The 22,443-nt window shown below is 39.3% G+C and carries 26 protein-coding genes and 1 pseudogene; 4 read left to right on the top strand and 23 right to left on the bottom strand.

Features of this window, described 5'->3' with window-relative positions; translation table 11 throughout:
* Positions 1–63: 63 nt before the first annotated feature.
* Complete coding sequence (locus HMPREF1518_RS07305) at positions 64–492, bottom strand: EVE domain-containing protein (protein ID WP_001138493.1); 429 nt, start codon at positions 490–492, stop codon at positions 64–66.
* Positions 485–946: a MarR family winged helix-turn-helix transcriptional regulator gene (locus HMPREF1518_RS07300; protein WP_033585246.1), complete on the bottom strand. Its 462-nt coding sequence runs from the start codon at positions 944–946 to the stop codon at positions 485–487. The genes HMPREF1518_RS07305 and HMPREF1518_RS07300 overlap by 8 nt, the downstream gene beginning before the upstream one ends.
* Before the next feature lie 146 nt (positions 947–1,092).
* On the opposite strand from HMPREF1518_RS07300, the gene HMPREF1518_RS07295 reads away from it, so the two are divergent.
* The 3 genes from HMPREF1518_RS07295 to HMPREF1518_RS07285 all read left to right on the top strand — a co-directional run bounded on the left by HMPREF1518_RS07295 (position 1,093) and on the right by HMPREF1518_RS07285 (position 3,719).
* Positions 1,093–1,902: a Cof-type HAD-IIB family hydrolase gene (locus HMPREF1518_RS07295; RefSeq protein WP_033585244.1), complete on the top strand. Its 810-nt coding sequence runs from the start codon at positions 1,093–1,095 to the stop codon at positions 1,900–1,902.
* Positions 1,903–2,044: 142 nt separating this feature from the next.
* Positions 2,045–2,953, top strand: a complete 909-nt coding sequence (locus HMPREF1518_RS07290) for an ATP-binding cassette domain-containing protein (protein WP_033585242.1) — start codon at positions 2,045–2,047, stop codon at positions 2,951–2,953.
* 10 nt (positions 2,954–2,963) lie between these two features.
* Positions 2,964–3,719 carry an ABC transporter permease gene (locus HMPREF1518_RS07285; protein ID WP_033585240.1) on the top strand — a complete coding sequence of 252 codons (756 nt, stop codon included), beginning with the start codon at positions 2,964–2,966 and terminating at the stop codon, positions 3,717–3,719.
* A gap of 39 nt (positions 3,720–3,758) precedes the next feature.
* Here the strand turns inward: HMPREF1518_RS07285 and HMPREF1518_RS07280 are convergent, their stop codons facing one another.
* From HMPREF1518_RS07280 to HMPREF1518_RS07200, 17 genes and pseudogenes are all read right to left on the bottom strand, one after another.
* On the bottom strand, positions 3,759–4,637 hold the full coding sequence (locus HMPREF1518_RS07280; protein ID WP_033585238.1) for a sensor histidine kinase: 879 nt from the start codon (positions 4,635–4,637) through the stop codon (positions 3,759–3,761).
* Complete coding sequence (locus HMPREF1518_RS07275; RefSeq protein ID WP_033585237.1) at positions 4,637–5,335, bottom strand: response regulator transcription factor; 699 nt, start codon at positions 5,333–5,335, stop codon at positions 4,637–4,639. Before HMPREF1518_RS07275 ends, HMPREF1518_RS07280 begins: the two co-directional genes overlap by 1 nt.
* Positions 5,336–5,441: 106 nt before the next feature.
* Complete coding sequence (locus tag HMPREF1518_RS07270) at positions 5,442–6,179, bottom strand: TraX family protein (protein WP_033585235.1); 738 nt, start codon at positions 6,177–6,179, stop codon at positions 5,442–5,444.
* Positions 6,180–6,323: 144 nt separating this feature from the next.
* The gene (gene aguB / locus HMPREF1518_RS07265; RefSeq protein WP_033585234.1) at positions 6,324–7,199 is read right to left on the bottom strand and encodes an N-carbamoylputrescine amidase; all 876 of its coding nucleotides are present in this window, start codon (positions 7,197–7,199) and stop codon (positions 6,324–6,326) included.
* Positions 7,200–7,208: 9 nt separating this feature from the next.
* The gene (aguA, locus tag HMPREF1518_RS07260) at positions 7,209–8,294 is read right to left on the bottom strand and encodes an agmatine deiminase (RefSeq protein WP_033585233.1); all 1,086 of its coding nucleotides are present in this window, start codon (positions 8,292–8,294) and stop codon (positions 7,209–7,211) included.
* Positions 8,291–9,418: a carboxynorspermidine decarboxylase gene (gene nspC, locus HMPREF1518_RS07255; protein ID WP_033585231.1), complete on the bottom strand. Its 1,128-nt coding sequence runs from the start codon at positions 9,416–9,418 to the stop codon at positions 8,291–8,293. Before nspC ends, aguA begins: the two co-directional genes overlap by 4 nt.
* Positions 9,418–10,677 carry a saccharopine dehydrogenase family protein gene (locus HMPREF1518_RS07250; protein ID WP_033585229.1) on the bottom strand — a complete coding sequence of 420 codons (1,260 nt, stop codon included), beginning with the start codon at positions 10,675–10,677 and terminating at the stop codon, positions 9,418–9,420. The genes nspC and HMPREF1518_RS07250 overlap by 1 nt, the downstream gene beginning before the upstream one ends.
* On the bottom strand, positions 10,674–11,534 hold the full coding sequence (speE, locus tag HMPREF1518_RS07245) for a polyamine aminopropyltransferase (RefSeq protein ID WP_000366713.1): 861 nt from the start codon (positions 11,532–11,534) through the stop codon (positions 10,674–10,676). Before speE ends, HMPREF1518_RS07250 begins: the two co-directional genes overlap by 4 nt.
* Positions 11,535–12,995, bottom strand: coding sequence for an aminotransferase class I/II-fold pyridoxal phosphate-dependent enzyme (locus tag HMPREF1518_RS07240; protein ID WP_033585227.1), 1,461 nt, complete (start codon positions 12,993–12,995; stop codon positions 11,535–11,537). It lies immediately after the preceding gene.
* Between the two features lie 591 nt (positions 12,996–13,586).
* The gene (locus HMPREF1518_RS07235) at positions 13,587–14,603 is read right to left on the bottom strand and encodes a hypothetical protein (protein WP_033585225.1); all 1,017 of its coding nucleotides are present in this window, start codon (positions 14,601–14,603) and stop codon (positions 13,587–13,589) included.
* Positions 14,596–15,063, bottom strand: coding sequence for a hypothetical protein (locus HMPREF1518_RS07230; RefSeq protein ID WP_033585223.1), 468 nt, complete (start codon positions 15,061–15,063; stop codon positions 14,596–14,598). The genes HMPREF1518_RS07235 and HMPREF1518_RS07230 overlap by 8 nt, the downstream gene beginning before the upstream one ends.
* Positions 15,064–15,106: 43 nt before the next feature.
* On the bottom strand, positions 15,107–15,901 hold the full coding sequence (locus HMPREF1518_RS07225; RefSeq protein ID WP_081730840.1) for a DUF4261 domain-containing protein: 795 nt from the start codon (positions 15,899–15,901) through the stop codon (positions 15,107–15,109).
* Positions 15,902–15,949: 48 nt separating this feature from the next.
* Positions 15,950–16,447: a hypothetical protein gene (locus HMPREF1518_RS07220; RefSeq protein ID WP_033585221.1), complete on the bottom strand. Its 498-nt coding sequence runs from the start codon at positions 16,445–16,447 to the stop codon at positions 15,950–15,952.
* Between the two features lie 10 nt (positions 16,448–16,457).
* The gene (locus HMPREF1518_RS07215; protein WP_033585219.1) at positions 16,458–17,012 is read right to left on the bottom strand and encodes a hypothetical protein; all 555 of its coding nucleotides are present in this window, start codon (positions 17,010–17,012) and stop codon (positions 16,458–16,460) included.
* Between the two features lie 18 nt (positions 17,013–17,030).
* Entirely contained in the window at positions 17,031–17,513 is a 483-nt protein-coding gene (locus HMPREF1518_RS07210; RefSeq protein ID WP_002877272.1) for a hypothetical protein, read from the bottom strand.
* An 18-nt stretch (positions 17,514–17,531) separates the two neighbouring features.
* Positions 17,532–18,391, bottom strand: a pseudogene (locus HMPREF1518_RS07205) (CbrC family protein).
* Between the two features lie 32 nt (positions 18,392–18,423).
* Positions 18,424–18,930, bottom strand: coding sequence for a YfbM family protein (locus HMPREF1518_RS07200; protein WP_033585216.1), 507 nt, complete (start codon positions 18,928–18,930; stop codon positions 18,424–18,426).
* Between the two features lie 118 nt (positions 18,931–19,048).
* Between HMPREF1518_RS07200 and HMPREF1518_RS07195 the strand changes: the two genes are divergently transcribed.
* Positions 19,049–20,068 (top strand): hypothetical protein, encoded by a 1,020-nt coding sequence (locus HMPREF1518_RS07195; RefSeq protein ID WP_033585214.1) that lies wholly within the window; start codon positions 19,049–19,051, stop codon positions 20,066–20,068.
* Between the two features lie 52 nt (positions 20,069–20,120).
* Here HMPREF1518_RS07195 and HMPREF1518_RS07190 read toward each other — a convergent pair whose 3' ends face one another.
* From HMPREF1518_RS07190 to HMPREF1518_RS07175, 4 genes are all read right to left on the bottom strand, one after another.
* Positions 20,121–20,381 carry a hypothetical protein gene (locus tag HMPREF1518_RS07190; RefSeq protein ID WP_231458943.1) on the bottom strand — a complete coding sequence of 87 codons (261 nt, stop codon included), beginning with the start codon at positions 20,379–20,381 and terminating at the stop codon, positions 20,121–20,123.
* A gap of 163 nt (positions 20,382–20,544) precedes the next feature.
* A complete protein-coding gene (locus HMPREF1518_RS07185; protein ID WP_033585212.1) occupies positions 20,545–21,426 on the bottom strand; it encodes a diacylglycerol/lipid kinase family protein in 882 nt (293 codons plus the stop codon).
* Positions 21,427–21,471: 45 nt separating this feature from the next.
* Positions 21,472–21,858: a hypothetical protein gene (locus HMPREF1518_RS07180; protein WP_033585209.1), complete on the bottom strand. Its 387-nt coding sequence runs from the start codon at positions 21,856–21,858 to the stop codon at positions 21,472–21,474.
* A gap of 262 nt (positions 21,859–22,120) precedes the next feature.
* On the bottom strand, positions 22,121–22,363 hold the full coding sequence (locus HMPREF1518_RS07175; protein WP_000781504.1) for a hypothetical protein: 243 nt from the start codon (positions 22,361–22,363) through the stop codon (positions 22,121–22,123).
* Between the last annotated feature and the right edge of the window lie 80 nt (positions 22,364–22,443).

Below are 22,443 nucleotides of genomic sequence, written 5' to 3'. Positions count from 1 at the left end.
ACTCTATTATAGCAAAGTTCGCTTCACAGTCCAAATCCAAAATTCTAGTTGACAATCATTTAACTAGGAAATCAATCCTCCATCATCCACTTTCATATGCTGAAAGATATAGAGGAAAAAGTCTTTGGAAACTTCAAAATGCCCATAGCGGAGGCGAGAAGTATAGTCTTTCCATTCAGGATGTTGTCTGGCTATTTCTATGGAACAATCTTTGACTGGTTGATAATACTCGACATTTCGTCTAAAGGGAAAGAATCCTTCAAACTGCTCTACTTGATAGGCCTTGTCGTCTATAATTTTACCTACGGCCACAAAAGCCTGTAACTTATCTTGACCATTCATATCGTATTTCGGACTATAGTATAAAAGGTAGTCTCCTTTTTTCATACGGTTTAAGGGGCCGCCCTTTCCATGACAGACCTGACAAAAATTCCCTTCAACTCCTCTTAAAACATGGTTCTTTGAAACAACTCCGACCCAATATCTAGGCATTTTTATCCTCCAACTCTACTAAAAAGCGATTAAAAACTTCTCTATCGTTAGATAGTTTTTCAAAAAATTCTTCATCAACACCTTCTACTAAAGGCAAAGCTTGATTGACCTTCTCCGCGCCAGAATTCGTCACTGAGACCAGTTTTGCCCGACTATCCTTTGGATGTTGATCTCGTCCAATGTAGTCTTTCTTCTCCAGTAGCCTAACAATCTGGGAAACCGTCATGACATCCATTCCAGTGAACCGAGCAATATCAACTTGCGTTACATATTCCTCTCTATTAGACAGAAACAAGAGAGAGGTTAAAACGATAAATTGGGGCAAAGTGAGGCCAACTGATTTCAAAACTCTTTTTAAGTTGCTTTCCCACTTGTTGTAGACTTTGATGAAAAGAAGACCTGTAGACTCTGTTTCATCATTTTTGTAAATTGAATTAAAGTAATGCTTTGACATTATTTCTCCTAAAATATTAAGTATACATATTATATAAGAATTTATTTTGTTTTTCAAGAAAAGGAAAGTCAAATGTTACTATTCTGTCAGACATTTCATAGTCTATATGCTATAATAAAAGCAAAACACCTAGAAAAGGAAGTCTTATGATTAAACTACTAGCCTTGGATATGGACGGAACCCTCCTCAATGAAGCCAAGGAAATCCCTCAAGCCCACATCACTGCCATTCACCAAGCCATTGAAAAAGGTGTCAAACTGGTTCTCTGTACAGGTCGCCCGCTTTTCGGTGTCCTTCCCTACTATAAAAAATTGGGACTGGATCTCCAGAACGAGTATGTCATTGTCAATAATGGTTGTTCAACCCATCAGACCAGTGACTGGAGTCTAGTGGACTGGCAAGAACTCAGTCCAGCTGACATTGAATACCTCTATGACCTAGCAGAAAAAAGCGACGTCCAGTTGACTCTTTTTGATGAGGAGCATTATTTTGTCCTCGGTGGCAAGCCTAATCAAATTGTTCAAAATGATGCCAAGCTCGTCTTTTCAGACTTAACTGAAATTTCCCTTGAGGAAGCGATTAGTGGCAAGTATCGTATGTTCCAAGGTATGTTTTTGGGCACCAAAGGGCAAACAGACGATTTTGAGCAGCGTTTTGCGACAGAACTCTGTCAACGATTTAGCGGAGTTCGCTCGCAACCTGTTATTTATGAAGCCATGCCACTTGGGACGACAAAGGCTACTGCTCTTTCTCGACTAGCTGCGATTTTGAAGATCGAGCCCTCAGAAATCATGGCCATAGGCGATGCTAATAACGATATCGAAATGCTTCAGTTTGCAGGACTGGGCATTGCAATGGGAAATGCCAGTGACCATGTCAAATCCCTTGCTAATGACGTTACAGCAAGCAATGAAGAAGAAGGCGTTGCTCGCGCCATTGAGAAGTATATTTTATAATTGAGAAGCCCAGTTCATATCAACTGGGTTTTGTTTCTTTTAAGAATTACAAAACTTTAGAAACTCTTTAGAATTACTTGATGTTTCTTTGATTTCTATACCTTATACTAAAGTTAGAAAAATAAATCAAAAGGAGAAAATCATGAAAACAGTACTCGAAATTCATGGACTGACCAAACAATTTGGTAACCAAGCTATTCTTCAAGATCTTAGTCTAACCATAAAAGAGGGAGATATTTATGGTCTAATCGGAAAAAATGGAGCAGGTAAAACTACTCTTATTAAAATCATTACACAATTATTGTTTGCGGACAAAGGTACAGTTTCCCTCTTTTCTAGCAAAGAACAAAATGAGTGGACCAAGGCATTATCTCAAGTGGGTTCTGTTATCGAATCACCTGTAGCCCATAATCACTTAACAGCTTATCAAAACCTTAAATATTATTGTATGATTCGTCATATTCCAAATGCTGATAAGGTGATTCATGAGACTTTGGACTATGTTGGCTTGTCAGATACAGGAAAAAAAGTCTTTCGTGATTTTTCACTAGGAATGAAACAAAGACTTGGCATTGCCATTGCCCTCCTATCCAAACCAGACTTCCTGATTCTTGATGAACCTATCAACGGACTTGACCCAATTGGAATCAAAGAATTTCGTCTGATGATCCAGCGGCTCAATCAAGAAAAAGGAATAACCATTCTCATCTCTAGCCATATCTTGTCTGAACTCTATCTCCTAGCTAATCGCTTTGGAATTTTGGATCAAGGAAAGATTATCCGTGAAATCAGCAAAGCTGAATTTGAAACGCTAAGTGAGGATTATATTGTGCTCAGAACAAGCGATAAAGAAAGAGCATGTCAAGTATTGAAAGAACAAATCCAACTCCAGTTCAAGGTTGTTAATCCAGAAAATGAAATCCATATCTTTGGGAATGAACAAGATGTCAAACAGATTCTTAAGAAATTAACTTTGGCAGATGTTGCTATTGACGAGATTTACTATGCCCGTCAAAACCTAGAAGAATACTTCACACAATTGGTAGAATAGGAGAAAAATCATGATACATACCATTCAAGCAGATTTTTACCGTCTCTTTCGCTCCAAAGGATTCTGGATTACAGAATTCATTCTCTTTGCTCTCATGTTAATGGGTGCTACTATCGGAGCTACAGGACATCTGATGTCAGTAAATACCACACCTGAAACAGAATTTCCGACCAAAGGTTGGGACGGCATCCAAGCTCTTATCAACGCGTCTAGCAATGGTTCAAACCTCGTTTTTCTCTGCATCGTCCTGACATGCCTCGTTCTTGGAGTTGATTTAATCGGCAAACTCTATAAAAATAGTTTGACAGTTGGCGTTTCTCGTACAGAGTTTTTCCTTGCTAAATTCTTTGTTCTAGCAAGTATCGCTCTCTTACAACTCATCACCAGTCTTGTGATTGCCTTTATTCCCGCGACTCTACTAAACGGACTTGGTACAATGCCTGATGGTTTTGTTACTAATCTCCTCTTGACGATTTCCCTTCAATTTCTCTGCCTTCTCGCTTGGCTTTCAATTGTTTCCTTTATTCTCTACCTAACTCATTCTTATCTTGCCGTATTTATTGGTTATCTGATTAGCTCTATCATACTTTCTATGCCAATGCTTGTTTTCCCAGACATTGAAATTCTACGATATTTAATTCTAGATTTTGCCTATGCTATGACTACTAATAGTCAAGCTATTCTCTATACCATCACGATTTGCGTAACGGTCATACTTTTCTTCTCTATCAGTGGACTGACTGTTTTCAAGAAGAAAAGCTTATAAAAAGGACCTCCTCTAAACTTATAGAGGAGGTTTCTTCTGTTAAAAATAAATAAAGACTGAAAACCATTCTCCATCAGTGGCTAGCTTCATATCCGCTCCAAGAAGATGAACTAATTCCTCAGTAATATAAAGACCTAAACCAGAGGATTCTTCTGTATCCGACATATTTTCAGAATAAAAACGATTGCTGAGATTGTCTATATTCTTGATAGATTTTTTGACAAGATTATCAATTTCCAAAACAAGCCTATTTTCTTCCTTTTTCAAAGAAAGTCGAGCTTTCTCCTTACCGTGCTTGAGAACATTTCCAAGAAGGTTTTGTATAATTCGATCAAGCAAGTCCTCATCAGTCGTCGTTTTCAATCCTGGTTCAACATTAAAATCAAGAACAATATGTGAAGATTGAAAAACGTCGTAATAAGCTAAAGTCTTTTTCGTTATAAAAGTTGATAAATCAAGTTCTTCCAGTTTCGGTTTGACTGCTCCTTCCATCAAATGACGGTATTCGAGGAGAGCCTCCAAACGTTTGGAAACCAAATCCTGATGATGGGCTATTTTATTTAAGGTTTCTGAACTATTATCGGGATGTTTTATTAGTTGCTGAGTATAGCCTGAAGCGATTGTCAAAGGTGTCCGAATATCATGAGCGATGTTACTGATTGCCATATCTAAGGTGTGTTTTTCACGCTTCATGATTAGCTGATTTTGCTCCACTTCTTGAAATAGATTCTCAATTTGGTTATGTAGACGCAAAATGGTCTTTGAAAAGAAATTTATCCCGATCCTCTTCATGCTACCAGAGCGAATCTTTTCTTCGATTTGTCTGCTTAAATCTCTAATTGCTATATGATAGCGAATCAAAGAAATCGCCAAAATAATGTTAGTAAGGAGTAATATTGATATCAAAATGTAATTCATTATTTGTCTCCTTTTAATCGTACACCAACTCCCCAAATGGTTTCGATGTAATCGTCATTTGGATCCAGTTGATACAGTTTTTTACGGAGATTGCTTAGATGAGTGTTGAGCGTATTGTCTCCAGGCAGGTAACTTTCTTCCCAAATCAATTCATAGAGTTCTTCTTTGGTGAAGATCTTTTTAGGATGCTGGAGCAACATTTGGAGAATCTGGCACTCTTTCTTTGCAAGGCGAATGGTTTCAGTTGCGTTACTTATTTCAAAACTATCCGCATCGAACTGGATATTTTTAAAGTTTTGTACGAGGTTATCAATTTCTCTTCGATCTCCTGACTGATGTTCACCACTTTGGCGTAATTGCACGGTGACTCTGGCAAAGACTTCGTCCAAATCAAAAGGTTTTACTACATAATCATTGGCACCATCTAAGAGATATTGGCTGATGAGCTTTTTATCACCCAAAGCAGTAAGCATGATGACCGGAGTCTGACTAGTTTGTCGAATAGCTTGCAAGACTTGGTCGCCATTTTTCCCAGGGAGCATGATATCTAGCAAAACGAGATCAATGCCACCTTTATCAAATTGCATGATACCTTCTGTCCCAGAAAATGCTTGAATCACTTCGTGTTCCTCTGCAAGAAGGGTTCTTAAAATTTCCTGGATTTCATTATTATCTTCAATTACAAGTATGTTCGCCATAAACCTCGTCCTTTCTAAAACTATTATAACATGTTTTGTTGGGAATTCCAGATACAGAAAAGCTCCTCTAACATTTTAAGTTAGATGGAGCTAATGGGAATTGAATCTACTTAAGCAAATAAGCAATCAAGGTTATAATCCATAGATGAGCTGGGTAGAAAATATAAAAGAAGTATTTACTCCAACTAGTTTCTTTTCCTCGCTGTCCATTATACAAGGCCATAAAAGGAAAGACGGTGACAAAGAGCCAGTCAGAATTGAAAAGCATCATTTCCAGTGTTTGGTGCCAAGTGTCGTAAATTTGGATGGAAGTCACTAACAAGAAGGCCCACAGAAAGGCATATAGGAGATTTCGCAATCCCTTGCGATTTCGACAAGAGTAACTAATCAAGAGAAATGGTAGCATGGTGATACCACCCTCGGTAAAAAGACAACCGAAAATCAAGAGACCAGCAACGCCAATCCGACGCCACAACTTCTCTTTTTTATCCAGCTCTTTTCGAGGAAAACCAATCCAAAGCATGGTGACACCGATGGCTAGAGTCAGGAAAATATTATTAGTGACCATTACTCCTTTGGATGCAAATAGGGCATTGAGTAGGCTATTTCCAGCAAACATGATCAGCGCCCAAGACCAGAGACGGATGAGGTAGTTTTTCAAGTTTCGAGTATGGATGAATCCTTCCATAGCCATATAGGCAAACCAAACTCCCACACAACGGGTCAAGGCGTGAAAGATACCTTCCCACAAAGGAGAAACGATTCCGGTAATATGCGGGATATGGTCTAGAACCATTACTGCCGCCATCAGATACTTCAACTGCGTCGCATTCCATTTTTTCATAATAAACCTCTTTCTTTTTGATCTACATAGAGTATAGCATACATTTCTACGTATAATCGTACACCTATCTTACATTTAAAAAGCCTATCTTACATTTTTGTAAGACAGGCGTGAATATCAAAAGTTTATTATGAAAGATACCTTCTAGTCGGTAATCCGTTGGTACATTTCTGGTCTTCTATCTCGAAATAGTCCCCAGTTTAGGCGCTCGCTTGCTCCCTTATCCAGGTCATAAGTTGCTAACAGAACAGCTTCTCCTTGTCTTTCAGCTCGCTCTAGAATAGCTCCTGTTTCATCCGTCATAAAGGAGGAACCGTAGAAGTCAAGACTAGAACTCTGTCCGCCATTTTCCTCACTAGGAGTGACTTCTTCCAAGCCATAGCGATTGGCTGCAATAACTGGGACAATATTTGCTGCTGCGTGCCCTTGCATGGTACGTTGCCAGTGACCACAACTATCCGTATCTAAGATAGGCTCTGAACCGATAGCGGTTGGGTAAAAGAGCAATTCTGCCCCATTCAACGCAAGACAACGGGCTGTTTCAGGGAACCATTGATCCCAACAGATGCCAATCCCAATCTTAGCATAGCGAGTATCCCAGACCTTGAAACCAGTGTTACCAGGCGTGAAATAAAACTTTTCTTGATAATAATGGTCATCTGGTATGTGGGTCTTCCGATAAACACCCAGCACTTCTCCATCAGCATCAATGACGGCGATTGAGTTATACAAGACATTGCCATCTTTTTCGTAGAAACTAATCGGTAGAACAACCTGTAGTTCCTTAGCAATCACTTTAAAATGCTGAATGGCTGTATTTTCTGTCACCGACTGGGCATACTGATAATAGTCATACTGGCGTTCCTGACAGAAATAGGGACGTTCAAATAATTCAGGCAAGAGAATGATTTGCGCGCCTTTGTCTGCAGCTTGACGTACTAAACGCTCCGCTGTTTGGATATTTGTTGCCACATCCTTGGCACATTGCATCTGGATCGCTGCAACTCTAACATTTCTCATCTTTTTCTCCTATTCTGGGATTTGTTGGGTGATACAGTGAATATTGCCACCACCTAAGAGAATATCTCTGGCTGGTATTCCTACGACTTTACGGTCTGGAAAACACTTGCTGAGGATATCTAGGGCAACTTGGTCGTTTTTATCTTGAAATTGAGGAACAAGGACAGCCTTGTTGGCAATATAGAAATTGACATAGGAAGCTGCAAGACGTTCACCTGCATAACGCTCTTCTTCCCCTTCTTCATAAGTATAGCCTGGCAAATCTTCTTCGGTTACAACTTGATGAAGCGCTGGGATTGGCAATTTATGAATGGTGAAGTGACGACCTTTTGCATCTGTTTCTTTTTCTAAAAGCTCTAAATCAGCTACTGACATGGCATATTGGGGATCATTTTGATCATCTGTCCAAGCCAAGACAAGCTCTGCAGGACCAACGAAGGCTGCAACATTGTCAACGTGTTCATTGGTTTCATCCTGATAAATACCATAAGGAAGCCAGATAACTTTTTCAGCACCAAGGCTCTCCAATAAGGTGTTTTCGATTTCCTCTTTAGACAGGTGGGGATTGCGTCCAGGACTTAGAAGACAACTTTCAGTCACAAGAATGGTTCCCTGACCATCGCTGTGTATGGCGCCGCCTTCCAGTACAAAAGGTTTGGCATCGTAAACAGGCATTTCCAAGGCCTCAGCAAAACGACTGGCTACTTGGTCATCCTCTTCATAATCTTGATAAAGACCATCGACAGCACCACCCCAGGCATTAAAAGACCAATCTACTGCCAACTTTTCTTTTTTATCATTGATGAGAATGGTCGGCCCCGTATCACGCGCCCAGGAATCATTAGTAGGGATATCTAGATAAACAACCTTGTCTCCTAGATAGGATTGGGCTTCAGATAGATAGTCTTGCTCCACCAAAAGGTAGACTGTTTCCCCCTGAGCAATAGTTTTGATGATTTGGCTAAAGGCCTTCTTAGCAGCCTTTCCTTGGAAGGGCCATGAACCTGGTCGAGTTGGCCAGATCATGAGGGTACCATGATGGGGTTCATACTCTGCTGGCATACGATAGCCTAATTTTTTTGGACTGTTCATCATGATAATCTCCCTTTAAAGTCTTGATAGCCAAAGGCTTTGACTAAGCTGCAGTCACCCTGCTCATCCATAAGATAGAGACTTGGCAATCCAATACCGTTAAAGGTATTATTTTTGACAAAGGAGTAGATTGCCATGTCTTCGAAATAAAGTCTATCACCGATTTGGATTGGATTTTCAAAGCTATAATCTCCAATCACATCGCCCGTCAGACAGGTATTGGAAGAAAGCCTATAAGTATGTGCTTTTTCCTGAGCTTCAAATCCATTTCTCAAAGGTGGTCGATAGGGCATCTCAAGTACGTCAGGCATATGGCAGGTCGCAGAGGCATCTAAAACCAAGATATCCATACCATTTTCTACAATATCCAATACTTCAGTTGCTAGATAACCCGCATTAAGTGCAATAGCTTCTCCCGGCTCGATATAGACTTCAAGATTGTAAGTTTCTCGGATACGCTTAATTTCAGAAATTAGCAAATCTACATCGTAGTCTTCTCTTGTGATGTGGTGGCCACCACCCATATTGAGCCATTTGACCTCATGTAAATAAGGTCCAAACTGTTCTTCTACAGCTTTCAAAGTTGTCTCTAAATCATCCGCCCCCTGCTCGCAAAGGGTGTGAAAATGAAGACCATCTACTAAGTCCAGCAAATCACTTGGTATCTTGTCTAGAGTAACTCCAAAACGAGATCCAGGTGCACAAGGGTCATAGAGCGCGTGGTCTCCTTGAGTTGAACACTGTGGGTTGAGGCGCAAACCGACACTAATACCAGCCTCTCGACAACGAGGACCATGTTTACGCAACTGTCTCTCCGAGTTGAAGACGATATGGTCCGTTATCTCCAGCAATTCCTCCAAGTCTGCATCCTTGAAAGCAGGTGCAAAGACATGGACTTCCCCAGAGAACTCTTCTCGTGCTAGTTTGGCCTCATAGAGACCACTTGCAGTTGTACCAGATAGGTACTCGCTAATCATGGGGTAGGTTTTGTAGAGGGAATAAGCCTTCTGAGCAAGTAAAACCTTGCAGCCCGCTTCTTCCTGAACTTGTTGTAAACTACGGCAATTGGCTTCTAACTTGGCCAAGTCAATGACGTAAGCTGGCGTTGGTACTTGTTCTAACTTCATTAGTCCACCATTTGCGGATTTTCAACCACAACCCAAGGCAAACCATACTCATTCAAAGCTTCCATGAATGGATCTGGATCCAATTCTTCAAGGTTATAAACTCCAGGTTGTTTCCAAGTACCATTCATCACTAATTTGGTCCCAATCATGGCTGGAACACCTGTTGTGTAAGAAATTGCTTGCGAACCAACTTCTGCGTAACATTCCTGATGGTCGCAAACATTGTAGATATAGATAGTCTTCTCAACACCGTCTTTGACACCTGTAAAGATACAGCCGATATTGGTTTTTCCAACTGTACGTGGTCCAAGGCTGGCTGGATCAGGTAGCAAGGCTTTTAAGAATTGAATCGGAACGATGTCTTGGCCATTAAAGTTAATAGCATCTGTACGAAGGAGCCCTACGTTTTCCAAGCATTTCATGTGTGTTAGATAAGATTGGCCAAAAGTCATAAAGAAGCGAATCCGTTTGATTCCTGGAATGTTTTTCGCCAATGATTCAATTTCTTCATGGTGAAGGAGATACATGTCTTTTTGTCCAACTTGAGGGAAATCATACTCACGCTTGATAGACATAGCTTCAACTTCGACCCATTTTCCATCTTCCCAGTAAGAACCCGGCGCAGAAACCTCGCGGAGATTGATTTCTGGGTTAAAGTTTGTCGCAAATGGATAACCGTGGTCACCGCCATTACAGTCTAAAATGTCGATATAGTGGATTTCATCAAAGTAATGTTTGAGGGCGTATGCTGAAAAGACACTAGTTACACCTGGGTCAAAACCAGATCCAAGAAGAGCTGTTAAGCCTGCTTCTTTGAATTTCTCCTGATAAGCCCACTGCCATGAATAATCAAAGTAGGCTGTAAAACCAAGTTCCTTGCAGCGTTTTTCGTAGATGGCACGCCACTCAGGATCTTCTGTATCCTCTGCCTCGTAGTTAGCTGTGTCGATATAGTGAACTCCAGTTGCTAAACAAGCATCCATAATGGTCAAGTCTTGGTATGGTAAAGCTACGTTCAAAACGGCTTCTGGTTTGTAGCTTTCAATCAAAGCAATCACTTCTTCAACCTTGTCAGCGTCAAGGGCAGCTGTCTCAATCTTTGTACTTGTTTTGCCTTCTAATTTAGCCTTCAAGTCATCGCATTTTGACTTGGTACGGCTAGCAATCATAATTTCTGTAAATGTTTCGCTATCTTGGCAAATCTTTGAAATAGCAACTTGGGCAACGCCCCCACATCCAATAACTAATAAACGACTCATTTTTTCCCTTCCTCTTCTTCTAAAATGTCTTCTACATACTTGGGCAACATAAATGCTCCCACGTGTAAGTTTGCAGTGTAGTATTCTGTGAAAAGCTGGCGTTTTTTCCAGCCTTCCTTGTCAAAATCCTTGACAGGGTGGTATTTTTTCGATGCAAATCCAAACAACCAATAGCCCGCTGGACTGGTTGGGATATGGGCCTGATAAACCCGACTGATTGGAAATGCTTGATTGACCTTGCGGTGCATGCTTCGGCATGCTGACTCATCCTCGTCAAAGAAGGGACTCCCATGCTGATAGATCATGATACCGTCCTCTTTCAAAGCTCTGTAGCTGTTCCCGTAAAATTCCTTGGTAAAGAGCCCTTCCGTATGTCCAAATGGATCTGTCGCATCGTTGATGATAATATCGTAGTCATCTTCACAGTTTCGTAAAAAGCGTAGTCCATTTTGGTAGTAAATGGTAACACGGGGATCATCTAGCCCTGCAGCAAAATCTGGGAAATACTCACGACAGACTTCAACCAGCATTTCATCCGGTTCCACAATATCGATTTGTTCCAATTCTGGATACAGTGTCAAAACTTGGGCAACACCACCGTCGCCACCTCCAATAACCAAGACTTTCTTGGGATTTGGGTGGACAGCCATGGGAACGTGGACGGTCATTTCGTTGTAGACAAAATCATCCGCATCTGAGAACAAGACATGCCCATTTAAAATCAGTATTTTCCCAAAAGCTGGCGTATCCAAGACCTCGATATCCTGCCATTCACTTTTACCAGCGTAGAGTTGCTTGGCTGTTCTCAAGGACAATTTCACATCTGGAGTATGAACTTCAGAAAACCATAAATCCATCTAGTTCTCCTTTCTCTTAATGACGTTGATGTGATTGACTTCTGGATCTTCCGTCCCTTGGAGGGAACAACCACGTTCCTTGGCAAATTGGATATAATCCACAATCTCTCGTGTAATACGTTCACCAGGAGCCAAGATAGGAATTCCTGGAGGATAGCACATGACAAATTCTCCACAGACCTGTCCAACAGATTCGTCTAAGGTCAAACTTTTTCTCTCTGAATAGAAGGCTTCTTGTGGAGACAGCACTAACTCGGGCTGAATATATTCTCCAGCAATCAAATCTTTTCCATCTCTTGAGTAGAGTCTCTTGATATCAGCCAAAGCACCGACTAAACGCTCGATGTCTTGGATGCGGTCACCAATGGAAATGTAGGCCAATATATTGCCAATATCCCCGAATTCAATCTGAATATCGTATTCATCTCGCAAGAGATCATAAACCTCTATCCCTGTTAGCCCAATACCCTGAGTATAAACGGACAGCTTGGTCACATCAAAATCACAAACAGACACACCGTCTATCAACTCTTTTGAGTAGGCATAGTAACCACCGATAGCATTGATTTCACGACGAGCGTACTCAGAGAGCTCAATGACTTTCTCAAAAGACTCTTTTCCACGAAGGGCTAAGTTGCGACGAGAAATATCCAAACTAGCCATAAGTAGGTAAGAGGCAGATGTAGACTGGGTCAGGTTGATGATCTGACGAACGTACTCAGGATTCATCTGTGCCCCGATAAGAAGGATGGAGCTCTGAGTCAAACTCCCACCAGACTTATGCATAGAGACCGCCGCCATATCAGCTCCTGCATCCATAGCAGAAATTGGAAGTTTATCTGTAAAATGCAGATGAGCTCCATGGGCTTCATCCACTAAAACAAGCATGCCAGCATCATGAGCCATATCTGTCAATCCCTTAAGATCTGAACAAATCCCATAGTAAGTAGGATTGTTGATTAGGATAGCTTTAGCATCTGGATGTTCCTTAATGGCCTGCGCAACACGGTCATTTTCAAGACCTAAAGCAATGCCGATTTTAGGATCTACACTCATCTCGATATAGATGGGAATGGCACCACATAGAACCAGCGCATTGATAGCAGATTTATGGACATTTCGTGGCAGAATAATCTTATCTCCCGCCTTGCAGGTGGAAAGAATCATGGTTTGAACTGATGAGGTTGTCCCGCCAATCATGAGAAAGGCATGGGCTGCACCAAAAGCATCCGCAGCTAACTCCTCCGCATCTCGAATAATCGAAATGGGATGACCAAGATTATCCAAGGGTTTCATCGAATTGACATCAATGCCAACACATTTTTCTCCTAATAGTTCGACAAGTTCTGGATTTCCTCGTCCACGCTTGTGACCTGGAACATCAAAGGGAACAATCCGTTTCTTGCGTAGCTTGACCAAGGCCTCATAAATTGGGGCTTGGTTTTGATCTAACTTCTTCAAGACATACTCCTTTACCATATTTTTAGTGCCTCAAGAAGATAAAGGCGACTAAAGGTTGACTTATGAAAAAAGAGCAGGTTTTCACCTGCTCTGCAATCTTCTGACGTGTGTATTTTGGTTTCTGTTGAGTATGTCTGTTCCTGATGTTTCCTAACTCTCTAGTAGCAAATATTACGTACTTTATTGATCGTTTCACAAGATGACGTGTGCTTTCACCACACTAAAATTTATGAATTAGGACAAGCGTCCTAACATCAACTTATAAAAGTAGGCTTTTAACCCTATCAATAATGTGGCCTTTCAACCACGCTTCGGCATTCAACCCTGCCTGTCCGTAGGCATTTTTTACTCGGGTTTATATTTGCTAGAAAACATCATCTCATTTTCTAAGCCTTATAACTATACCATGTTTATAAGAGCTTGTAAAGGATTTTGTGAAACTTTTTTAAACAATTTCTTTTTTTGTTCGTGAAATATTACTCAACAATAAAAAGAAACCGTTTAAAATTGAAATCAAAAAACAAAAACAGGAACTAAATTGATTAGTTCCTTTGTTGAATCATAAGTATAGTCAGTTATTCAAAATCTTATCTACTTATCTCGTGCTACTTGAACAGCTAGTTCAAAATCAGTCATCATATAATTTTCATCTAGGCGGATGAGACCATAGTACTCATTCCAAAATAGCGAATCACTGTTGCTGGACCACTTTAATCCATACCATAGTTGAGTGACATCATTTGTATTTGATGGTGGAATTGACCATAGATGCTTCTTGAAAATTTCTTGAACAAGCGGAACATCTAGTCTAGTAGTCAAGTCAAGTTCATTTAATTTGAAAGTAATAGAATGTTTTTTCGCTGCCTCAATACTGTCCTTGTTAAATCGAACCTGAATAACCTTAGAATCTTCTATAGCCACATCATGGTCCTCAGCACCGTAAAAGGAAATACTGCCCAGTACTATGCCATCTTTTGCTAGGAGATAGGGAGCATAAGGAACAGCATTGCTATCAAGCCTGAAGCCTTTTTCGATGGTAACTGTTTTATCTCCAGGATACTTTTGGAAACTGCCATCTGTCAGGAGCTCTTCGTAGTCGCTACCACCATCGCCCTGTCTTACATAGATGTCAAAACCAGCATCCATCAGCTCACTGGCTTTAGTTTCTGCTAAAATGATTTTACTTTCATTAATTTGCAAAATTGGTGCTTGAGGTGGCAAACCAATCGTGAGATTAAACATGACTCCTACCAGAAAGACCATCAAAGTTATAAGGAGGGCAAGTAAAGACTTTCCAGTCCTTTTTCTTGCATTGAAAAGAGCCATTAGAGCAGGTAGGAGGATCATTTTGGCTAAAATAGAATTCCCCACACCACCTCTATTTAAGGTCTGAAAAGCAAAGACTCCTGCAATAGCAATCAGGGACAGGTAGACCAAAATCTCACCTAGACCCAGCTTTTCAGTTCGAGTCTGTTGGTTTACAGGCGTTTCGTACAATGACTGCCCATTCTCTTTCCTCTTTTTTAGAAAGAGATAAAAGCCCAGACCAAGTAGCAGATTAAAGATTGCAAAAACTATTAAAGTACCTATTATCGCCGTTCTAGCCATGGCTCTCTACTCCTTTATGTTCTCTCACAAATCTTATCTTTCTCTTTAGTACCCAATTCCCAATCAATAAAACCAGCAAGAAGAAGGGGCCGCCTTCTATCAGCACAATGGGTAAAGCCACTAGAGCAATCATCAAAAAACTAGCTTTCTTCTGACGCCAACTACCGCCCCATTCTCCGTTTATCAGTGCCCCTAAATAGTCGATGTAGTCAGTAAACCAAGCCAATAAGGGATTTTGAATATCATTAGCCCTAAGGTAAATGAACAAAGCAGAATTTAGCAAAACATAAAGAATTCCAAGGACTAGAATAATCTTTTGACTAGTTCGAGTAGCCTCTAGAACGATTTTTTCTCTCTTCTCTGGTTTTATTTCCTTGAGACTTGGATTCTTACAAGAGAGTTTTTCAAATCTAAAGGCCAGAAATCGGTAGAGATAATACTTTTTTATATCATGCTTCATAAAACCTCCAATCTAGGAAGGATAATTATTTATAAATCATGGTTTAAATATCTAATTTCAAGGAATTGCCTTCCAAATAGACAGCTTTTGACTCAGTGATTTTGATTTTTTGACCTTCTGAAAAGCCAATGGTTTCACCATCCTTTAAGGTGACATCACTGCCTAAAACATACTGAAGAATAGACAGGAGGAAATAATATAAGTCATCGCTATTCATAGGAGACTCGATAAATTCAATCTCAGTTTTTCCAAACTCTTTCAAACCATAAGTGTAAATGCTGGTCTTATCTTTCTGATTGATAATCCCCATATAGATCCAGAGTTGAAGGGGAAGCATTTCTTCTTTCAAAAGGTCTGCCAGGTCTAGATAAAGATCTTTAGGCAAAAGCAATGTAGCAGAACCTTGATAAATACCAATAGCTGATTGACTAGTTTTTAGGATAGAGGCATTGACTTTAGTTAATAGGGAATAAGTTTCTACTGGCGAAAGATTGTCAGACAAAATAGAAACAATGGCGTGTTGTGTGTGCTCCTGTGTATCCTTCTCAACATCCTGCCAGAGGTAAGAATAGGCATACAATTCTTCAAATTCTTGACTTGGGATAGGCAAATCCATTAAAGCCAGCGCAACGAGAGCACCATCAATCACAAATGTTGCACTAGAATCATCCCCAGAAACTTCAGAAATTTCAAGCGCCCAGTGAGATTTCAATTCCTGAACGACCTGGTCTAAAGAATAGGCCTGCTTGCCTTTGAAGAGAGGCATGGACAAGTTCAGTTGTTTTTTCTTCTCTGACTTTTCTTTCTTACTTGTAAATAAATTTTTTAAAAAATTCACAGGACTTCTCCTTTTTCTCATATCAGTTGGAAAGCAAAGCTCTCTTACTCAAAGTAAGTCGCCATACCAAGTTTCCTCATCCTCAAAACCGTAAAATTTCTCATCAAGTAGCCAATTTCCATCCACCAATCTAAGTACAAACTGATGCTTCATTTCTAAAGCTTCTTGATAATGGGTGATGACTCTTGCTTCTTCAGCCTTTGTCATGATGAAATCTACAGAAAAATCATTCCTTTTAACATAGTTATACTCACTTGGGGAGCTATAAGAAATTCGAACTCCTCCTTCCAAGTAATTTTGAGTCACTCGTCCAGTTAGAAGTTGCATTTGCCTCTGAAAATAGTCATCCATAAGTTCATTCCACTTGGGATGAATTTGATTTGCTGGGATGCCAAGGCCTTCTTTTTCCTTATCCAGTGCTCTGTTACGCTCAAAAATCTCCTCTTCTAACAAGGTTAAACTTTTGAGTAAATCAAGCAAGGGTGGGATGATTATTTCCGCCATAGCTCGATAGTTTTCAGGGGTATTTTTATAGTTCACTCTCATGATTCCTCTCTTAACACTCCTGGATTAATTGCTTTACTTCTATGTCTGAAAGTTGTCCATCCATGTAGAGTTTCCTAAGTAAATCTTTATCTACGGTAATTTCATAATAGTCTGTCATAAACTCATGAAATCTCTCAAAACTATCAAAAAGGTAAGAAAGCAACCATTCTCCGCCATCCTGATCTTGGTAAGTCTGTTGATGCGCTTGACCGTCATACCAGATAAAGAAGGTTGTTTCATCTTTTTGATCTTCAGAATAAAGTGAGACATACTTCTCATCCAGTCCTTTATAAAAACCATCAATGACGTCTTGATTCCACTCGTCAGCAGCAAACTGGCTTAAACTACTTTCATGATCAAAGCCTTTCATGAGGATCATTTTATCAGTCAAAATCACATCTAAAGAATCACCTGAGCCATTGTCAATAAAATATCGGACTCCATAGTCTTCCTCAGTCTTAATCACGAGTCTAAGCCAATCCTCACTCGGATCTGTTAGATACTCATCGATAACCAGCAAGGCATCTAAGCGAGTTTTTATCTTGTCCCAATCAATCTTTCTCATCTCTAAAAACCTTCCATCTTATTCTTGCAATTTATCAAGATCACAAGCCCTATAACGAGCTGTTAGATAGCCTGAAAAGCTAATCTGAGGGATGTTCCACTCATTAGGCAAATAAATGGAACAATCTACCTGATCTCCAAGAGGAGAACTTGCTGAGAAGACGTATCTTCCCAAATCCTCATTATTAGGATTTCTTTCAACTTGACCCAATCTGCTAGTATTGAACCAGTCTTTAAACAGTAACCAGATTTGCTCGGCATCTTCGTTTAATAGGGAGACTTTCAAGTTGTAGCTGATTCCGACTCTACATCTTTTTTTGAATCCTGACTCATCAGCCTTACAAACTTTTATCGATCCCTTATCATACTGCCAGTTATCACTATCTAATAGGGAAAATTGAACAGATAGATTGTCTTTAAATCCCTGCATAGTATCAAATAAATCTTTGGAGGCAGCTTCGAATAATTCTAGTTCTTCCATAGTCTTCTCTTTAATTTTCATAGCGAATCACATTCCGATTTAATCTGCATCAACCCAGATCTGGTATTTTTGACAATGTAGACATCTAAACAAATAGCCACAGATAGGCCCGTCTTTAACCAAGTAATCTTCTACCTCTTGATATTCTTCACGCGCTTCATAGTCTGCCAAGACTTGCTCAGCGATTCCCATATCCTTTAATTCACGAGTTCCAACTGTACCCAAGTAAGCACAATAATCTTGGCAACAAGAAAGCCAATATTCTCCCTGCCAACTAGAGTAGTCTGGGGTCTGACAAAAAAGCAGCTGATTCTTTTCTGGATCCAATTCACCCTGCCACTCGGCATCTTGGATAAATTCTGCATCGAATTTTTTAGCTGCTTGACCATTTGCAATGCAAGTTGGGCAGAGATGTTCTACCTCTTCAATACTGTAGGGTCTAAGAGCATAATAAACATTGCTTTCTTTCCCACAAGATGGACAAACCTTAGCTTCTCCTTCAACAAATGAACCTGTAGCTAAAGGGTCTGGATGATAGATAAAATGTGGCAAAGACTGTAATAGCTTCTGTCTTTGCTTCTTCTCTTCTTCTCTTCTTTTCTTAGAGGACGAGAAAGAGCAAATCTGTCTCCATGACTCTGACTCATTTCTTGTAATCGGCTCAGTTTCTTTAACTGTTTTCGGTCTGGTTTATCTAAGATTTCGGTCAATAAGCTATAGGCACTAGTGTAGAGACCCAATTGGTCATAGAGGTCAGCTAAGACTTTCTTAGCTTCTAAATCATCAGACTTAGCTAATTCATCAGCCAAATCATAAAGGGCTGCAACACTTGAAGGATTTCCATCTTTAGCATGGTATTCCCTTGTCTGGGTGATATATTCTTGTAAATATGGATTCATCTGGCCGCCTTCCTAATGGATGACATAAAATCTTAACAAATAGTAACTAGGACATTTCCATTGAGCTCCAGAATCTTTTTGTAAAAGTCTTTCATTTTGACAAAGCAGGTTGAAATATCATCCTTTATTTCTTCCTCTTCCTCAAGATAATCCCAAATATTAGGATACAAATCGGCCTTCTTACAAGCTTCCATACTAAAGTCTTCCAAGGCTCTGTGCATGTCAAAACTTTCTAGAGCTTCTATGATTTCGGCTATCTTATTTTTTTCAGTATAGGCTATGTACTCAGACACTTCTTCTAAAGGAGTCACTCCTAAAACCGCTTCTCTCAAGGGATTGTCATCCAAAAATTCTGAACTACTAAATCCTGTCATGACAAAGAGAAGAGCATCCCACATTTTGTCAATATCTAGTAAGATATCATGACTATCAGCGGAATCCTCTGCAAAATCTAACAGGTCATCTTCTTGATTGGAAAGACCTTTTATTTGTTCTAATTCATTGTCTGATAAATATTGATAATTGGCAATTATTCCCATGATTTTTCTCCTTTGAATCTTGTAGGATAATACTGATGTTTTTAGCTCTATTTCTATAGAAAATGCTATAATGGAGCTAAGAAATTGTTTTATTGAATGTTAAATAGGGGGGATAGTAATGTTCACTACTGTTGTTTTGATTTTTTATGCTCTTTTCTTTCTATCCTTATCCTTTACCATTTATCTCTATATCAGACTTGTAATCGCAGTAAATAAAGGCAAGGAAATTCCCAAATGGATTTATAAACTTGGGCATGCAATTCAAGGAAGAATTCACGTTGACTATGAAGAAATCACTGATGCTAATGCCCTTAAAGAGATTCATTGGTTCTTGCTGATCTATTTAATCGTAAATCTACTCGTATTGGCTGGTTTCTACTATCATGGTAATAGCTTTCCTCAAGCCATTTATGAATGTTTGAAAAAACAATTCTTCATTGTGCTTGTTAGTATGGTTTTAAAAAGTATCGGCAAATTGGTTGTACTAGCTCTAAGAAAAAACACTCATAACAGTCATGCCTATGCATCAACCAATGCTTTTATTGGGACAGTTTTTTTAACAAGCTATGTGTTTATGTTCTGCATCATGATGAGTGGTCTTCCAGCTCAACCAGTTCCAGTAACCATTCAAGATACCACTGTCATCATCGGGGAGACCAAAGCTTCCGAACTTTTGGACCAAGGCTTTATCTTTGGAGATAAAGGCGCAGAGATCTCCATCACCAATCCTAAAAACGACCACTTCTACTATGGTCAACTTCTCGAAGTCAAGCGGGATAATCAGTCCTTTGGCTTTATGAGCCTCACTCCCACAGGTAAAGATACTGATCAGATCAAAAACTGCGTCATCACCTATTACAGAACACCTAAGGATAGCAAGCAACTAGATAAAATTTCCATCAATCATGTCAAGCTAGCCAATCTCAAGCTTCAAGATTTTCAAACACGAAAATTAATCGATATCTTTGAAGTCAATCCTGCTGATTACAATGTCGCTGAGACGGACTCAAACTACATCCTAACCATTCAAACGGCAGATTACGACCTCTGGAAAAGATACAGGATTGAAGCCAAGTTCAATTCAGATGGTTCCATAGATCGTTATGGTGTTAGAGCTCAACACAGTATGTGGGAATAAGATAGTATCATTTCAATACGAGCAAGTATAAGATTAAGTAAATGATTAAAAACTACTTAATCTTATGCTTGTTCATTTTTTCTTGGAAAATACCTGTCAGAATTTGGCGCAATTCTTCTCTTTCCTTCTCAGGAATCTCACCACTTCTCTTAGCAACTGCGTAGAGCTCTGGATGTTCGATAGAAATACGCTTTATTGTCCGAGTTGTTGCGTGTTTTCGCACGAAAAAGGGAATGCGTTTGATCCATTCCTGAGGTACTAGGGCAAGGATTTTCGCAGCGGTTTCCTTATCGCTAATCTCAGATGTTGTCAATCCTTACTTAATCATCTCTTGTTCTTTCTCAGTAAAATCTTTTAATTCCATATATCTACTCCTTATCTTCAACAACTTGTTTTTGTATGAGAGCTATTCTAACTATTCATGAAAATGGTTTATCTAGATACTCACGTGTATGTTTCCCTCTGTTAAAAAATTCTTATTCTTTCGGTTGAGAATATACTTCGATATGCTGACCTAGTACCTTGATTTCTACAGGTAGATTATCGGATTTGTCACCATCAACATCCGTTTCCAATTCACTATCTGAAGAGAGTTTTATATGTCGAGCTTTCAGATACTCGATATTGTCATTTACGACAACATCCCCTTTTAATAAATCAGGGATAACTGACAATTTAGTAAGAATTGACGCATCTTTTAGAATCAAAATATTAGCATAACCATCCTTGTCTTCATCAAAGATTTTTTTGTCAGCGAAATAATTTGTGAGGAGAACTAAAACATGACTGGCTGGGCCAATGTAATTACCATTATCAGTCTCAACTTTAATGTTAAATGCTTGATCTGTAACCACAGACTTCATGGTATTAATCGCATAGGCGAGCATACCAAACTTTGTTTTATCTTCTATCCCAACGTTGTGGATAGCTTCTGGCAAAGAGCCAATACTAAAGATATAACCAAAATAATTTCCATTTGATTTTCCAATATCAATCTTGTTTGTAGAACTGAAATCAAGCTCGTCAATAGCACTATCAATATCCTGAGAGATTTCTAATAGTTTCGTAATGAGATTTCCAGTTCCTCCTGGGATAATCGCCAGTTTAGGAATATAGTCTTTTTCAGCGATACCAGAAATTACTTCATTGACAGTCCCATCTCCACCAAAAACAAGAACAGCATCATAATGCTCTCGAGCAGCTTCTTCAGCAAAGTTTGTTGCGTCTTGCGCTTTTTCGGTAATTTTAGTTTCCACGTGCTCAAAATAATCTTTGGCTTTATTCTCCAGTTTGGCCTTATAATCCAGAGCTTTTTCACCTCCAGATGTTGGATTAATAATCACCATAATTTTATTCATTTATTGTTCTCCTGTCATTAGATTTTCTTACTTTAACTAACCATCTCAAGTTTGGTCCATATAAATTTTGATCGCTTGGTATTCCTGCTCTTTAGCATAGGCAAACACCTCTGAAGCTCTAATGTAATCAAAGATATTTTCCTCTAAATCTTCATCCCAGATCGATTCATGAAATATTTCATTCTCTTGACATGCTTCATAGAAAATATCGAGGTGAACCTGATAAAACTCTTCATCTTCATTTGAGGCTTGTCTTACTAAGGATAGTTGAAACATTGGCTTATCAGATATAGCTGTAAATGTCCCCGTTTCAAATAAAATCATCTCATCCTCAATGGGCTCACGACACAAGTCTTCAAAGATTGCTACCATTTCCTCTAAGGGCATCTTATCGGTGATTCTTTCTCTTAAAAATTCAAGTGATTGCTTCATATTTTTTCTCTTTCTAGATGGTTTTCGTTCTTAGAATAATCCTATTAAAAAATTGAATCCCTACACCTTTTATTATACTACATAAACAGAAAAAAGACCTAACCAACGGGCCCTTACCTTTATCTCAGTCTAGATCTTTTTGATAATCGGAAAAACCTCTGTAAGGACGTCTATCCCAAAATTAATTCCCTGTACTTGGTAGTGATAGATTGGGTCTAAGCAAAGTTTAAAACTCACAGATACAACTTTCATCTCACATTCTTTAGAAATTCTCACGATTAACTTCTTCAAAATAGTCATCCAGATGATGGTAGATTTGCATATCTTCTTCTGAACCATCTTTCAAAACTGCAAATACCTTCACTTTATCATCATTGACAAATACGAAATTATGTTCACCAAAATAAGCCTGATAACCCTTGTCAACTAAGGTCCAAAGTTCATCTTTTGTTAAACCAAAAATATCTTTTTTTACAAGATAGGTTTTCCCGATTTCCATTTTCATGATAGATATTTCTCCTTAAGAAGCTAGATAGTGCTAGATGTTTTCTCTTTACTGCTCAATCCGTCTACTAAAGCAGTAGC

The sequence above is a fragment of the Streptococcus sp. SR1 genome, assembly GCF_000526075.1.
Taxonomy (GTDB): domain Bacteria; phylum Bacillota; class Bacilli; order Lactobacillales; family Streptococcaceae; genus Streptococcus; species Streptococcus halitosis.
The sequence above is the reverse complement of the archived record's forward strand: the minus strand, read 5'-3'. Positions and strand labels throughout refer to the sequence as shown.